Raw genomic sequence first — 15,028 nt, forward strand, 5'->3', positions numbered from 1 at the left:
TATTCATTGCTTGCCGCTCAGAGCCTTGCACCAGGCCTCCCCTCGAGCCCCATGCCCCTGCAGCAACAGCGAGCGGCCGCTCGCTTGGGGGGTAATGGTAATGTCAAGGTCGGGCTTTGGCAAAATGCCTGCGCCGCGCTGCGGCCATTCGATCAGGCACAGAGCGTTCCCCTCGAAGTAGTCGCGGATGCCGAGAAACTCCAGCTCCTCCGGGTCGACCAGGCGGTAGAGGTCAAAATGGAAGGCGCGTACCGCGCCTATTTCATAGGGTTCGACCAGAGTAAAGGTCGGACTCTTGACCGCCCCGGCATGGCCCAGGCCGCGCAGAATGCCGCGTGACAGGGTGGTTTTGCCGGCGCCAAGATCGCCGCGCAGATAGATGGTGCCCAGACCGCCACTGACCTCGGCGATTGATGCACCCAATGTCAGCATCGCAGCTTCGTCGGCTGCTTCGAGCTTCACTTCACACACGGACACAACTCCTCCAGTAACTGACGAATGGTACCGGGCAGATCACCGGCAGCCAGTCCGCGCCCCTGCGCGGCCAGCACCTCACCGGCCCGCGCATGCAGCCAGACCGCCAGGCAGGCGGCATCATAAGCGGTCATGCCCTGCGCCAGCAGCGCACCGATCAATCCAGCCAGAACATCACCCAAACCCGCTCCGGCCATTGCCGGGTGGCCGCGATTGCACAACGCCAGGCGTCCGTCCGGCGCAGCGATCAGACTGCCAGCGCCCTTGAGCACGACCACCAGACCAAAACGCTGCGCCAGAGCCCGCGCCGCCGCGGGCCGGTCCGCCTGCAGCGCCGCCGTATCGATACCCAGCAAGCGCGCCGCTTCGCCGGGATGCGGCGTCAACACACCCTGGCGTGGCGCTGCGACCTGACCGGCAGCAAGGAGATTCAGCGCGTCGGCATCCCACACCTGCGGCTGCCCGATGCCCGACACGCCAGACAGCAGGCTGCGCCCCCAGGCGGCCTGGCCCAGCCCCGGCCCCACCACGCAAACATCGGCACGCTCGACCAGCGCCAGCAACTGATTGGCCGAAGCCACAGCCGCGCACATGATTTCCGGGCGCCGCACCAGCGCGGCCGCCACGTGCTCGGCACGTGTCGCCACTGATACCAGGCCGGCACCGGCACGCAGGGCGCTGTCGGCGCTGAGCAAGGCGGCGCCGCCCATGCCCAGATCGCCGCCGATTACCAACAGGTGGCCGAACTGCCCCTTGTGCGCCACTGGCGAGCGCACGGCCAGACGCGGCAGATTGGCGGGATCGAGCCGTTGCGCGACACAGGGAGCCGCTGCCAGCAGCTGCGCATCGCCCTGCAGGTCATCGAACTGCAGCTCGCCGCATAACTCTGGGCCCAGGCCCGTGAAAAGACCCAGCTTGAGTGCGATGAAGGTCACGGTCAGATCAGCCTGCACCGCGGCGCCGAGACGCGCGCCATTATCGGCATGCAAACCGGAGGGTACATCCACAGCCAGCACCGGCAGACCGCTCTGGTTGAGCATGCGAATCGCCTGCGCATAAGGCTCGCGCACCGCACCGGTGAGGCCCGTGCCGAGCAATGCATCGACCACGACGCCGGCCATCGGCGCGCATTCGCTCCAGGGCAGAATGTTCACGCCTATCGCCCTGGCCTCGGCGCAGGCCAGAGCGGCATCGCCAACCAACGCAGCGGGATCGCCAACGGCCAGCACGCGTACACGCCAGCCGGCACGCTGTGCCAGGGCAGCGACCAGATAGCCGTCACCGGCATTATTGCCGCGCCCGGCCAGAACGGTGATTTCGCCCGCCTCCGGCCAGCGACGACGCAAGGCACGCCAAACGGCATGGGCGGCACGCTGCATCAGCTCGAAACCCGGCGTGCCGGCGGCGATCAGTTGCGCGTCGAGTGCGCGCACCTGCTCGGCGCTATGCAGACTCAGAGGCAAAGGGACGGAAAGTGAATGCATGGCTCGCTCGCGACGGATGTCTGGCAGAATTATACCCACCTCCATTGCCCGCGCCCGCCCCATGTCCAACCAAACCCTCGATCTCGATGCCCTGGCCCTGTCCATCAAGGACTGGGGGCGCGAGCTGGGTTTCCAGCAGGTCGGCATCACCGATGTCGAACTGGGCGAGCACGAGGCGCATCTCAAGCGCTGGCTCGCAGCGGGCTATCAGGGCGAAATGGACTACATGGCCGCTCACGGCGACAAGCGCTCGCGTCCGCAGGAGCTGGTACCCGGCACGCTGCGTGTGGTGTCGCTGCGCATGGACTATCTGCCTGGCGATACGCAGATGGCCCAACGCCTGAGCGAGCCGGAACAGGCCTATGTGTCGCGCTACGCGCTGGGCCGCGATTACCACAAGCTGATCCGCAAACGCCTGCAACAACTGGCCGAGCGCATCCAGCAGCAGATCGGCCCGTTCGGCTACCGCGCCTTCGTCGACAGCGCGCCGGTGCTGGAAAAGGCCATCGCCGAAAAGGCCGGGCTGGGTTGGATCGGCAAGAACACCCTGGTACTCAATCGCAAGGCCGGCAGCTATTTCTTTCTCGGCGAGCTGTTCGTCGACTTGCCGCTGCCGGTCGATGCGCCGCATGGCAGCGAACACTGTGGGCGCTGCAGCGCCTGCATGGACATCTGCCCCACCGCCGCTTTCGCCGGCCCTTACGAGCTGGATGCGCGGCGCTGCATCTCCTACCTGACCATCGAACTGAAGGGCTCGATCCCGGTGGAACTGCGCGCGCCTATCGGCAACCGGGTTTTCGGCTGCGACGACTGCCAGATCGTCTGCCCCTGGAATCGCTTCGCCCGCCCCACCGAGCAGGGCGACTTCCAGCCACGCCACGGCCTGGACAACAGTGCCCTGGCCGAATTGTTCATGTGGACGGAAGAAGAGTTTCTCAGTCGCACCGAGGGCTCGCCGCTACGCCGCGCCGGCTACGAGCGCTGGCTGCGCAATCTGGCAGTCGGCCTGGGCAATGCGCCCTCGACCATTCCGGTGCTGCAGGCTCTGCAGGCGCGCCGCGAACACCCATCAATGCTGGTGCGCGAGCATGTGGCGTGGGCTCTGGAGCGACACGGCGCTCTGTAGCCCGGATTGCATCCGGGCTACGACACGCTCGATGCGCCGAAGCGGCTCACTTACACCTTGAGGAAATGCTCGCGGTAGTGGCGCAGCTCGGCGATGGACTCGCGGATGTCGTCCAGCGCCTGGTGCGTGGCGGTTTTCTGGAAGCTGTCCTTGACCTCCGGCGCCCACATGCCGGCGAGGATCTTCAGCGTCGAGACGTCCAGGTAGCGGTAGTGGAAGTAGGCTTCCAGCGCCGGCATGTACTTGTAAAGAAAGCGCCGATCCTGACCGATGCTGTTGCCGCAGATCGGCGACTTGCCCTTCGGTACCCACTGTTCGAGAAAGGCGATGGTCTGCGCCTCGGCTGCCGCCGTGTCGATCTGGCTCTCGCGCACGCGCTGGGTCAGGCCGCTCTGGCCATGGGTGCGGGTATTCCACTCATCCATGCCGGCCAGGGCCTCGTCGCTCTGGTGAATGGCGATCACCGGACCTTCCGCGAGCACGTTCAGCTCGCTGTCGGTGACGATGGTGGCCATCTCGATGATCACGTCGCGTTCCGGCTCCAGGCCGGTCATTTCCAGATCGATCCAGATCAGGTTGTTGGGGTTTTGCATGCTCAGGACTCCTTGGCTCAGGCGCCAATTCTAGCGGATAACCGCGCCCTTCATCTGCCAGAGAAACAGCGAGGTTTGCCGCCCTTCGTTGATCTCGAACAGCCGATCAGCCGGCACGCCGGGAATCTCGAAGGTGTTGCTGATCAGCCAGCTGCCGGCGCGCATCTCGGCTTGCGCCTTGGACCAGAGCCGCGGCATCGGCACCGGCGAGAGAAAGCAGTAGACGACGTCAAACTCACTCAACTCGGCGCGCCACAGACTGCGATAGCGGATACTGCAGTTCTCCTGAAACAGGCAACGCAGCCAGGCAAGCACGAAAAGCAGCGGCGCTGTTTCGACACCAACGAACTGCCCGCGCGGAAACTGCCGGGCCAACTGCAGCAGCGTCCCTGCCGTACCACAACCCAGATCGACGAAACGCAGCGTCGGCTCCCGCTCGCTCAGGCACTGCTGCAGGCGTTGCTGCGCCTTGCGCCCACTCAGGTACAGCGGCACCTGTTCGCGCAGGCTGTTCCAGTTGACCAGCAATAGCAGCACGAAGCCCAACAGGAACAGCCAGGCCGGCAAATCGGCGCGCTGCGCCAGCAACAGCGCGGGCAGAAACGCCAGATTGATCCACAGCCACCAGCGCGACAGCCCCAGACGCCAGCCTATGGCAGCGGCCAGCACTCCCTGCAGCAGGGCGACGGAAAACAGCGACATGCGCCAGGGCAACAACGCCAGCAGATAAACCAGCACCACCACCAGCGCCACCGCCAGCCCCTGCGCCAGGAGCGCGCGCAGCACAGGCAGCCGCAGCACCGTTCTTTCACCGCCTGTCGTCATTGACGTCCCCCGCTTCCGGCAGCCGAATGACCGCCCCGCGCTCATGCTAAACTCGCCGCGATCAACACTCCACCACCCCCGGATGCTTCATGGCCAAACGCCAACTCAACCGCCGCCAGAGCTGGCGCATCGAAAAGATTCAGGGCGAACGTGCCGCCCGCGCCGCCAAGCGCGAATCGCGAGCCGTGGAAGCACTGGAAGGCGGCGATCTGGGCCTGGAGCAGACCGGTCTGGTGATCGCACACTTTGGCGTACAGGTGGAAATCGAGGGGTTGCAGGGCGAGCTGGCCGGCCAGGTGTTTCGCTGTCACCTACGCGCCAACCTGCCGGCCCTGGTGACCGGCGACCAGGTGGTCTGGCGCCCCGGCAATCAGGGTGACGGCGTGATCGTCGCGCAGTTGCCGAGAAACAGCGAACTGTGCCGCCCGGACATGCGCGGTCAGCTCAAACCGGTGGCGGCCAACGTCGACCAGATCGTCATCGTCTTCGCCCCCCTGCCCGAACCGCACGCCAACCTGATCGACCGCTATCTGGTGGCAGCGGAGCATGCCGGCATTCGCCCGCTGCTGTTGCTGAACAAGGCCGACCTGATCGACGACCAGAACCAGGTGGCATTGGACGCCCTGCTCAAGGTCTATCGTCAGCTGGAATATCCGCTTCTGGAAGTCTCGGCCCATCACGGCGACGGCATGGAGCAGTTGAAGAAGCGCCTGGACGGTCATGTCAGCGTATTCGTCGGCCAGTCCGGAGTGGGCAAGTCATCCCTGGTCAACAGCCTGCTGCCCGGCGTCGACACCCGCGTCGGTGCGCTGTCGGAGCTGACCGGCAAGGGCACGCATACCACCACCACAGCGCGGCTGTTTCACTTTCCCGGTGGCGGCCAGTTGATCGACTCCCCAGGCATTCGCGAGTTCGGCCTCGGTCATGTCAGCCGTGACGATGTGGAGGCTGGCTTCATCGAGTTCCACGACCTGCTCGGCCGCTGCCGTTTCCGCGACTGCAAGCACGACCGCGAGCCGGGCTGCGCGTTGCTGCAGGCCCTGGAAGACGGTCGCGTACAGCCACAGCGAATGGCCAGCTACCGACACATCCTCGCCAGCCTGCCGCAGGACGACTACTGATTGTTCAGTTGATCGAGCGGGCTATTGCCACTTTCGAAGATATTCAGGCGTTCACGCAGCTGATCGGCCGGCAACGCCTCGGCAGGCGCCCCTGACGGGGCAGCCGCAGGAGCCTGCCCCTGCGCGGCCGGCTCCACGCCCGCGCCCTGCTCACCCTCGATCGCACGCTGCGCCTTCTTGGTCAGCACGACGATATCGATGCGCCGATTGACCGGATTGAACGGGTCCTCTCGATCGAACAACGCAGAAGACGCGTAACCGACCACCCGCGCCACCTGCTCGTCCGGATACCCGCCGGCCACCAGCGCCCTCCTTGCCGCGTTGGCGCGATTGGATGACAACTCCCAGTTGCCGAAATCGCCGCGCCCGGCGAAAGGCTTGGCATCGGTATGGCCGCTGACGCTGATCTTGTTCGGCACCGCGCGAATGGTGTCGGCCATCGCCAGCAGGATGTCCTCGAAGTAGGGCTGCAGGTTGGCACTGCCGAGGGCGAACATCGGCCGGTTTTCGGCATCCATGATCTGGATGCGCAGACCATCCTGGGTGATCTCGAACAGAATCTGATCCTTGAAGCGCTGCAGCTCGGGATTTTCCTCGACCTTGTTCTGCAGTTCCTGCAACAGCAGCTCCAGGCGCTCCTGCTCCATCTTCTCGGCCAGGGTTTCGATCTGATCGGTGCTGACGCCCGTCTCGTCCGGCTGGCTCTCCGGCGTTTCGGATATATCCGGGTTGAGCGTGCGCTCGGGCGCCGGCGTCGGCGTGCCACCCAGATCGATAGCATAGGGACTGGCGCTTTCGGTGAAGCCGATGGGGTCCTGGAAATAACCGGAGATGGCCTTCTTCTGCTCTGGCGTGGCCGATGTCATCAGCCACATCACCAGAAAGAAAGCCATCATCGCGGTAGCGAAGTCGGCGAAGGCGATCTTCCAGGCACCGCCATGGTGCCCGCCCGCGACCTTCTTGACTCGCTTGACGATGATGGGTTGGTTGTTTTCCATGACTTAGCTGCCGCGCATGGCCTGTTCGAGCTCGCTGAAGCTCGGACGATGCGCCGGATACAGCACCTTGCGCCCGAACTCTACAGCCAGGGTCGGCGGCATGCCCGAGGCGGAAGCGACCAGGGTCGCCTTGATCGCTTCGTAGAGGTTCAGCTCTTCCTTGGCGTCGTGCTCCAGGGCATTGGAAAGCGGGCCGAAGAATCCGTACGACGCGAGAATGCCGAGGAAGGTACCGACCAGCGCGGTCCCTACCTTCTCACCGATCTGGGCATTGTCCGCCTCGGCCAGAATCGACATGGTGATCACGATACCCAACACCGCCGCAACGATACCCATGGCCGGCATGCCATCGGCGACCTTGGCGACAGCGTGCGCCGGGTGTTCAACTTCTTCCTTGAGGCTGGTCAGCTCCATGTCGAACAGGCCTTCGAGTTCGTGCGGAGCCATGTTGCCGGAGGACATGATGCGCAGGTAATCGCAGATGAAGGCGGTCATGCGCGCGTCCTTCAGTACCGCCGGGTACTTGCTGAAGATCGGGCTGGCATTGGGGTCCTCGACGTCCGCCTCGATGGCCATCATGCCCTCGCGGCGACTCTTGTTGAGGATCTCGTACAGGAGCTTGAGCACTTCCAGGTAGTACGTGTGGGTGAAGCGGCTGCCGAACATACTCAGCGACTTCTTGAACACGGTCATGAACATGCTGCCCGGGTTGGCCTGGAGGAATGCCCCCAACGCCGCACCGCCGATAATCAGAACCTCGAAGGGGTGAACCAATGCCATGAACTTGCCGCCCGAGAGTATGAACCCACCGAGCACGCAGCCGAAAACAACAATGATGCCTATGATTCTTACCATGAAATAAACGCTTACAGAGCCAAGAGGATGGGCTATTAAAAACTGCCCTTCTAATTATCGGAACTTATACGCCAGACTATAGCCAGTTATGGTCAAAAGCCAGTTCGACTCGAGCCAATATGTCGACGCCAAAGTCCCCGCCACGCACACTGGACGCCTGGGTACAGCACCTGGGCAAGTTGCCGCTGCCAATCGAGCAGCAGCAGCACGCGCGCATACGTCGCATCCTCGCTGACAGCCGCCGCACCTGGCGTGAAATCGCCGAGGCGATCGAGTCGAGCCCGTCCTTCGCCCTGCAGGTACTGCGCGAAGCCAACCAGTCCAGCAACAGCCTCAGCGATCCGGCTGAAAGCGTCGAAACCGCACTTTCACGCCTGGGCCTGAGCCGCTGCGAAGCCCTGCTCAGCCAGGCACCTGCATTGCCCGAGCACGAAATCCCTCAGGCGTTTCGCCAGATCCTGCTGATCAGCCTGCACGCCAGTCAGCAGGCCCGCGGCCTGTTCGGCGCCCGCCTGGCGCGCCTGTGGAATGAGCTGCATGGCTGCAGCCTGCTGTTTCTCGCGCCGATCTGGCCGTTGCTGTGCGCCCATCCACAACTGCTGGAAGCCTGGGAACAACGCGTGCTGCTCAAGGGCGAACGGCCGGCGGCGGTGGAAAAGGACCTGCTGGGGGTCAGCCTGATTCAACTGTGCCTCAGGCTGGCCGAACGCTGGCGCCTGCCGGAATGGATCGTCCGTGGTTATCGCCTGCTGGAGCGTGACCGCCGGCAGTTGGTCAAGGCGCTGCACATTGCCCGCGACAACAAACATCCGCTGCATCAACAACAGATGCTCGACGAAGACACGCCCCTGCGTCACTGGCTCACCCAGCCAAGCAACTGCGTGCTGCTGGCCAACGGCCTGGCGGTATCGGCCCACCACGCCTGGGACACGCCACACAGCCTGCGCTGGCAGCGTCTAACCGGGCTGTATCTGCAGATTCCCTTGGGCGAGCTGCAGCAGGAGGTGCACCAGCACGCTGTCAGCAGCGCCCGCCTGATTGACGACGCAGCGCTCTGGCATCCCGCCCAGGCCTTGATCTGGCCATGGGACGCCCATCGCCTGAAACCTGCCGTCAGCGCCCCGCCACCGCCAAAACGTGACGACCTCGCGCTCTGGCGTCAGCATTGCGCGCGCCTGCTGGCCGAACCCAGCAGCTTCACCAACGTCCCGCAACTGACCGCGTGCGCTCGCGATGCACTGCAAGCCTGTGGCCTCAAGCGCGTCCTGCTGATGCTCGCCGACCGCCAGCACACCCGCCTGCAGACCCAGCAACAGGCCGGCCTTGATGCCGGCGCGGCGAACCTCAGCCTCGACCCGGCGCAGAGCCAGGTGTTGAAACGCCTGCTCGCCGAGCCAGGCCAGCTGCGTATCACGCCGAGTAACATGGCGCAGTTTTCTGCCCTGCTGCCGGGCAACCTCAAGGCCCTGTTCCCCAGCGAGCACCTGCTACTGCGCTCTGTGGCCAACAGTGGCCGAGTGGTGATGCTGGTTGTAGCCGATCAAGGCGGCCAACCACTGAATGACGTCAGCCTGCAGGCCTTCGCCAAGACCGCCCAGTGCATCGAGCGCGCGCTGAGCAGCTTTTCCAGACGCGGGCGCTGAACAGTTCCGTTTCCGCTACAATCGACCTCTTTTCACACGAGGAGGCCGCGATGTCCGCCTTCGACAATCTGCCGCTGGTGATCGAGCCGGCCGAGCTGGCCGGGCGCCTGGACGCAGCCGACCTGATCCTGCTCGACCTGAGCAGCGCAGCGCGCTACACCGCAGGCCACATACCCGGCGCGCGCTGGGTGGATGCCAAGCGCACGCAACTGGGGCAACCTCCGGCCCCCGGCCTGCTGCCCGAGCGAGCGCAGCTCGAAGCCCTGTTCGCCGATATCGGCCACCATCCGCACGCCACCTACGTGGTCTACGACGATGAGGGCGGTCCCTGGGCGGGCCGTTTCATCTGGCTGCTCGACGTGATAGGCCACCAGCGCTACCACTTCCTCAATGGCGGCCTGCACGCCTGGATCGCTGACGGACTGGCACTGAGCCAGGACGTACCCGCAGTGGCCCGCAGCGCAGTGTCGCTGAACCTGAGCGACGCCCCCACCGCTACCCGCGACTACCTGCAATCGCGCCTGGGTGCTGACGATCTGGCCATCTGGGACGTACGCGGCGCCGACGAATTCCGTGGTGAGAAGCTGAGTTCGGCGCGCGGCGGGCATATCCCCGGCGCCACCCATTTCGAATGGACCTCGGGCATGGACCCGCAACGCGGCATGCGCATCCGCACGGATATCGCCGAAGTTCTGCAAAACCTGGGCATCACACCGGACAAGGAAGTGATCACTCACTGCCAGACCCATCGCCGCTCCGGCTTCAGCTACGTGGTGGCCAAGGCGCTCGGTTATCCGCGCGTGAAAGCCTATGCCGGCTCCTGGTCGGAATGGGGCAACCTGCCCGATACGCCCATCGAACGCTGAGCCCGCCGTCAAATGCACCCTGCGCGGTCAAGCAGCAGGCCAAGAACTCTCAAGGACATACGATGAAACAACGCCTCTTCATTCTCAGTCAGTACCTGCTGCCCCATCACCTGCTGTCGCGACTGATCGGTTGCGTCGCCGAATGCCGTATCGGCTGGCTGAAGAATCCGCTGATCTCCTGGTTCGCCAAGCAGTACCAGGTCAACATGGGCGAAGCGCAGAACGAAGACCTGCGCTCCTTCGAACACTTCAATGCCTTCTTCACCCGTGCGCTGAAAGCAGGTGCGCGGCCGCTGGACGAAACCCCGGGAGCCATTCTCAGCCCGGCCGATGGCGCGATCAGCCAGCTCGGCGCGATCGAGCACGGCCGCATCTTTCAGGCCAAGGGCCACAGCTTCAGCGCCGTCGAACTGCTCGGCGGTGATGCCGAGCGCGCAGCGCCCTTCATGGGCGGCCAGTTCGCCACCGTGTACCTCTCGCCGAAGGACTACCACCGCGTCCATATGCCGCTGGGCGGCACGCTGAAAGAGATGGTCTACGTGCCCGGCCGCCTGTTCTCGGTCAACCAGACCACGGCGGAAAACGTGCCGGAACTGTTCGCCCGCAACGAGCGCGTGGTCTGCCTGTTCGACACCGAGCGCGGGCCGATGGCCGTGGTGCTGGTGGGCGCGATGATCGTCGCCAGTATCGAGACGGTATGGGCCGGCCTGGTCACCCCGCCCAAGCACGAGCTCAAGAGCACCCGTTACGACGCACCAGCGCGCGGCCCGATCGAGCTGGCCAAGGGCGCGGAAATGGGCCGCTTCAAACTGGGCTCCACGGCAATCGTCCTGTTCGGCCCGAACCAGGTGCAATGGGCCGAAGAACTCTGCGCGGGCAGCGCCGTGCGCATGGGCCAGCTGCTGGGCAACGCTCGGGGCTAAGCCAGTGAGCACGGGAACCCGCGCCTCGACCATTCGGTCATACATTCGTACTCTGCCAGGCCGCCCCGTCCGAGCGGACAGGCTGCCAGCGCAGTCAGATGCTGCTAGAGTTCGAAAGATTATTACTAGAGCCGCTTGTCATCGTGTGGCCGGAGTATCCGAGTTCGATGGATAGACAGAGTACCCACCTACAGCTGTTACGCGTCCCCACACCGAGCAAGCAGAGCCTCAGCTTTTGCGACGGCAGCCCCCGTGATCTCAAACGCTGGATTGCGGGTCTGCCCAAGGCGAACATCGGCGAAACCGCGCGGCAGCTGTATCAGAGCCTGGTGGAACTCAACCAATTCCTCACCCCTTCGGAAAACCGCCTGCAACTGCTGGAGCTGCTACGTCCCGAAGTCAGCTTCGTCTGCCAGCACCTGGAACGTCACTTCCTCAACCAGGCCATCGTGCTCGACGAGCGTCCACGCAAGGTCGCCAACCTGTGCCAGGCGCTGCAGAACCACCTGGCGGTTGGTTACAAGCTGATCATTTCCCGTGTCATCGCACGCAGCGGCAAGGACCGCGACCAGCTCCTCGCCGTCGCCCTGCAGCGCGCCAGCCACAGCCTGTGCAGCCCGTTGATCCGCGCCAGCCAACTGTACTGCCCTGTGCCCGAAGGGCTATGGCTGGAACTGCACCAGCTTTACCAGATTGCCTGCGAGCAGCGCCTGCAGCGCCAGGTCATCCGTGACCCACTGGCTCGTCACACGCAGGGCCTGAGTACCGAGCAAACCTATATCACCGCACTGCTGTTGGGCTGCGCACGCACCAACCAGATGCGTCAGAACGGCATCGCACGTCTGGCCGAAGCGCTGGAGCCCTGGAGCGCACTGATCAAGCTTCAGGCCGGTGACGATGCCCACAGCCTGTTCGTGCTGGCCCCGCAGATCGACGGCCCGCCGCGTTACAAGTCGCTGTATCAGAGTAGCGAATTGCACAACCTGCTCGGTATCGACACTCAGCCGCTGGTCGATGCGATAAAGGAATACCTGGAGCTGCCCGACAGCGAGCGCAGCAAATCGCGCCTGCTGATTCCCGAAGGCATCAGCCTCGACCTGCTGCAGCACGTCGCCGCAGCCTGGGGTGACATCGCCGAGCGCACCTTCCAGCGCACACCTGGCCATGGCAACCTGACCCTGTGTATCGGCATGACCGCACTGCACTTCTTCCTCTCCGGTCGCCGCTCGTTCGGTGAAGTGCTCAAACGCCCTGTGGAAATCGGCGCAGCCGTGTTCAAGCCGGCCACCGGCGAGCCTGACGTCTGGTCGAACGCCTTCGACGCCCAGCGCAGCGCCGCTGACGAGATCCATTTCGAAGAAATTCAGTACACCAAGGTCAGCCCCGGCGAACAGGCGCCGCCTGAGAGCAATGGCGAGAATTACCCGACCTTTGCCCTGGCGATCGTCAATCACAGCCCCGGTGGTTATTGCCTGTCCTGGCCCAAGGACGTTCCCAGCCAATTGCAGGCCGGCGAGTTGCTCGGCGTGCAGGACAGCCCCAGCCAGGGCTGGAGCGTCGCCATCGTACGCTGGATTCGTCAGGTCCGCGGCGGCGGTACGCAGATGGGCATCGAGTTGATCGCACCGCATGCCCGCCCCTGTGGTCTGCAACTGCTGCGCAAGGGCGATCAGAACAGCCAGTTCCTACGCGCCTTGCTGCTGCCGGAAATCAGTGCCATCTCCCGGCCTGCCAGTCTGATCACGCCGCGCCTGCCGTTCCAGGAGGGCAGCAAGGTGCTGATCAACGACCACGGCGAAGAGCACCGCGCAGTGCTCACTCGCAAGCAGGTCAGCACCGGCAGCTTCAGCCAGTTCGAGTACCACCGCGTGGGTGTGGAAGAAGACGCGGCCGGGACACCGGTCACAGCCTCGAAAAGCCAGAAGCCTGCGGGGGAGGAAGATTTTGACTCGCTCTGGAAGTCGCTGTAGGCTCCGGCGAACTCACCATTTGTCGCCTTTTCGTGCCCGCTCGGCGCGGTAATGACCCCTCTATGGCAATCGAAAAAAAAACCATCCGCCTGCTGATTCTCGAAGACTCGCAGAACGAAGCAGAGCGTCTGGTCAGTCTGTTCCGCAACGCCGGGCACGCCACTCGCGTGCATCGCCTGACGTCCAGCGACGACCTGGCTGAAACCCTGCAACAGACTTGGGATCTGCTGATCTGCGCACCGAGCAGCGAGCATCTCGACCCCAGCGAGGCGATCACCGCGATCCGCCGCCAGGCCAAGGACATCCCCGTCATCCAGCTGGTCGAAGACAACGACTCCGAAATCATCACCGAAGCCCTGCTGTTCGGTGCTCAGGACGCCCTGCCGCAAGGCGAGGATGAGCGCCTGGTGCTGGTCGCCAAGCGCGAGCTGGCCAACCTCGAAGAACGTCGCGCCCGCCGCGCCGCCGAGGTGGCCCTGCGCGAGGCGGAGAAACGTTGCCAGCTGCTGCTGGAAAGCTCGGTGGACGCCATTACCTACGTCCACGATGGCATGCATATCTACGCCAACCGCGCCTACCTGGAGCTGTTCCGCTACGAAGACGGCGAAGAACTCGAAGGCATGCCCATGATCGACCTGATCGATTGTGCCGATCACGGGGCGTTCAAGGATTTCCTGAAAAACTACCAGAGCGCCGAAGGCCATGCCGAGCTCAATTGCCAGGGCGTACGTGCCGACGGCAGCAGCTTCGTCGCGCAGATGAGTTTCTCCCCCGCCACCTATGATGGGGAGCCGTGCATTCAGGTGGTGATCCGCGCAGAAACCTCCAACGCCGAGCTGGAAGAAAAATTACGCGAAATCAGCAGCCAGGACCTGGTCACCGGCCTGTTCAACCGCAACCATTTCCTCGAACTGATGGACAGCGCCGCCGAGCGCGCCGTCAGCACCGGCCAGCCCTCGACTCTGGCGTACATCCGCGTTGATCGCTACGCCAGCATGCAGGGCGAGATCGGCCTGGCTGGCATCGACCTGCTGCTGACCGACCTGGCTGGCCTGCTGCGTGCGCACTTCCCGGCGGAGACCGAGTTGGCCCGCTTCGGTGACGACGTGTTCGCCGCCCTGCTACCGGGCCAGACGCCCGAGCAGTGCCAGCCTAGCCTGGCCCTGCTGCTGAAGAAGGTCGAAGGTCACCTGTTCGATGTCAGCGGCCGCACCGCGCAGACCACCCTGTCGATCGGCGTGGCAGGCCTCAGCGAGAAGACCGCCAAGGCGCAGGAAGTCATCGACCGCGCGCACCGCTGCGCTGACGAACTCAGCGACGGCAACGCCATCAGGCTGTTCAACCCGGCCGACGAACTGGCCGCCGCCGCCAACCGCGGCAACCTGTTGGCAATGGTGCAGCAGGCGCTGGAGAACAACAGTTTCCGCCTGCTGTTCCAGCCGATCATCAGCCTGCGCGGTGATGCTCACGAGCACTATGAAGTGCTGCTGCGCCTGCTCAGCCCGCAGGGTGAAGAAGTGCCGCCTGCACAGTTCCTTGCCGCGGCCAAGGATGCCGGACTGGGCGAGAAGATCGACCGCTGGGTGATCCTCAACTCGATCAAGCTGTTGGCCGACCACCGCTCCAAGGGTCACAACACCCGCCTGTTCGTGCACCTGTCCAGCGCGAGCCTGCAGGATCAGACCTTGCTACCCTGGCTCAGCGTGGCGCTCAAGGCCGCCCGCCTGCCATCGGATTCCCTGGTATTCCAGTTCAGCGAGCCCGATGCCGTTACTTACCTGAAACAGGCCAAGGTGCTGACCCAGGGCCTGGCGGAACTGCATTGCAAGGTTGCCCTGAGCCAGTTTGGCTGCGCGCTGAACCCCTTCAACACGCTCAAGCACCTGCAGGTAGACTTCGTCAAAGTCGACGGCTCGTTCACCCAGGACCTGAGCAATGCCGACAATCAGGAAGCCCTGAAAACCCTGCTCAGCAGCCTGCATGCCCAGGCCAAGCTGACCATCGTGCCCTTCGTCGAAAGCGCCAGCGTGCTGGCCACGCTGTGGCAGGCCGGGGTCAACTTCATCCAGGGTTACTACCTGCAGGGCCCGAGCCAGTCGATGGACTACGACTTTTCGGCCGGCGACGAATAAGGTCGCAGCAACGAAAAA

13 protein-coding genes are annotated in these 15,028 nt (G+C 64.2%); 7 read left to right on the top strand and 6 right to left on the bottom strand.

Going from position 1 to position 15,028, the window contains the following annotated elements:
* Positions 1-3: 3 nt before the first annotated feature.
* Complete coding sequence (tsaE, locus tag DXK50_RS00640) at positions 4-471, bottom strand: tRNA (adenosine(37)-N6)-threonylcarbamoyltransferase complex ATPase subunit type 1 TsaE (RefSeq protein WP_212629003.1); 468 nt, start codon at positions 469-471, stop codon at positions 4-6.
* Positions 459-1,958: an NAD(P)H-hydrate dehydratase gene (locus DXK50_RS00645; RefSeq protein ID WP_212629004.1), complete on the bottom strand. Its 1,500-nt coding sequence runs from the start codon at positions 1,956-1,958 to the stop codon at positions 459-461. The genes tsaE and DXK50_RS00645 overlap by 13 nt, the downstream gene beginning before the upstream one ends.
* A 61-nt stretch (positions 1,959-2,019) precedes the next feature.
* Between DXK50_RS00645 and queG the strand changes: the two genes are divergently transcribed.
* The gene (queG, locus tag DXK50_RS00650; protein ID WP_212629005.1) at positions 2,020-3,084 is read left to right on the top strand and encodes a tRNA epoxyqueuosine(34) reductase QueG; all 1,065 of its coding nucleotides are present in this window, start codon (positions 2,020-2,022) and stop codon (positions 3,082-3,084) included.
* Between the two features lie 50 nt (positions 3,085-3,134).
* Here the strand turns inward: queG and orn are convergent, their stop codons facing one another.
* Both orn and DXK50_RS00660 read right to left on the bottom strand, forming a co-directional pair.
* Positions 3,135-3,677, bottom strand: coding sequence for an oligoribonuclease (gene orn / locus DXK50_RS00655; protein ID WP_212629006.1), 543 nt, complete (start codon positions 3,675-3,677; stop codon positions 3,135-3,137).
* Positions 3,678-3,707: 30 nt separating this feature from the next.
* On the bottom strand, positions 3,708-4,502 hold the full coding sequence (locus DXK50_RS00660) for a class I SAM-dependent methyltransferase (protein ID WP_161864723.1): 795 nt from the start codon (positions 4,500-4,502) through the stop codon (positions 3,708-3,710).
* Between the two features lie 89 nt (positions 4,503-4,591).
* Here DXK50_RS00660 and rsgA point away from each other — a divergent pair, with 89 nt between their 5' ends.
* Positions 4,592-5,623 carry a small ribosomal subunit biogenesis GTPase RsgA gene (rsgA, locus tag DXK50_RS00665; RefSeq protein WP_212629007.1) on the top strand — a complete coding sequence of 344 codons (1,032 nt, stop codon included), beginning with the start codon at positions 4,592-4,594 and terminating at the stop codon, positions 5,621-5,623.
* Here rsgA and motB read toward each other — a convergent pair.
* Complete coding sequence (gene motB / locus DXK50_RS00670) at positions 5,617-6,621, bottom strand: flagellar motor protein MotB (protein WP_212629008.1); 1,005 nt, start codon at positions 6,619-6,621, stop codon at positions 5,617-5,619. The genes rsgA and motB overlap by 7 nt on opposite strands.
* Before the next feature lie 3 nt (positions 6,622-6,624).
* Positions 6,625-7,476, bottom strand: coding sequence for a flagellar motor stator protein MotA (gene motA / locus DXK50_RS00675; RefSeq protein WP_024306747.1), 852 nt, complete (start codon positions 7,474-7,476; stop codon positions 6,625-6,627).
* A gap of 119 nt (positions 7,477-7,595) precedes the next feature.
* On the opposite strand from motA, the gene DXK50_RS00680 reads away from it, so the two are divergent.
* From DXK50_RS00680 to DXK50_RS00700, 5 genes are all read left to right on the top strand, one after another.
* On the top strand, positions 7,596-9,119 hold the full coding sequence (locus DXK50_RS00680) for an HDOD domain-containing protein (RefSeq protein ID WP_212629009.1): 1,524 nt from the start codon (positions 7,596-7,598) through the stop codon (positions 9,117-9,119).
* A gap of 50 nt (positions 9,120-9,169) precedes the next feature.
* Positions 9,170-9,985, top strand: a complete 816-nt coding sequence (locus DXK50_RS00685; RefSeq protein WP_161864719.1) for a rhodanese-like domain-containing protein — start codon at positions 9,170-9,172, stop codon at positions 9,983-9,985.
* A gap of 62 nt (positions 9,986-10,047) precedes the next feature.
* On the top strand, positions 10,048-10,908 hold the full coding sequence (gene asd / locus DXK50_RS00690; RefSeq protein ID WP_212629010.1) for an archaetidylserine decarboxylase: 861 nt from the start codon (positions 10,048-10,050) through the stop codon (positions 10,906-10,908).
* Positions 10,909-11,075: 167 nt separating this feature from the next.
* Entirely contained in the window at positions 11,076-12,878 is a 1,803-nt protein-coding gene (locus DXK50_RS00695; RefSeq protein WP_212629011.1) for a molecular chaperone, read from the top strand.
* Positions 12,879-12,940: 62 nt separating this feature from the next.
* Positions 12,941-15,010: an EAL domain-containing response regulator gene (locus DXK50_RS00700; protein WP_212629012.1), complete on the top strand. Its 2,070-nt coding sequence runs from the start codon at positions 12,941-12,943 to the stop codon at positions 15,008-15,010.
* The last annotated feature ends 18 nt before the right edge of the window (positions 15,011-15,028 follow it).

This window comes from Pseudomonas sp. KB-10, assembly GCF_018221585.1.
Taxonomy (GTDB): domain Bacteria; phylum Pseudomonadota; class Gammaproteobacteria; order Pseudomonadales; family Pseudomonadaceae; genus Aquipseudomonas; species Aquipseudomonas yangonensis.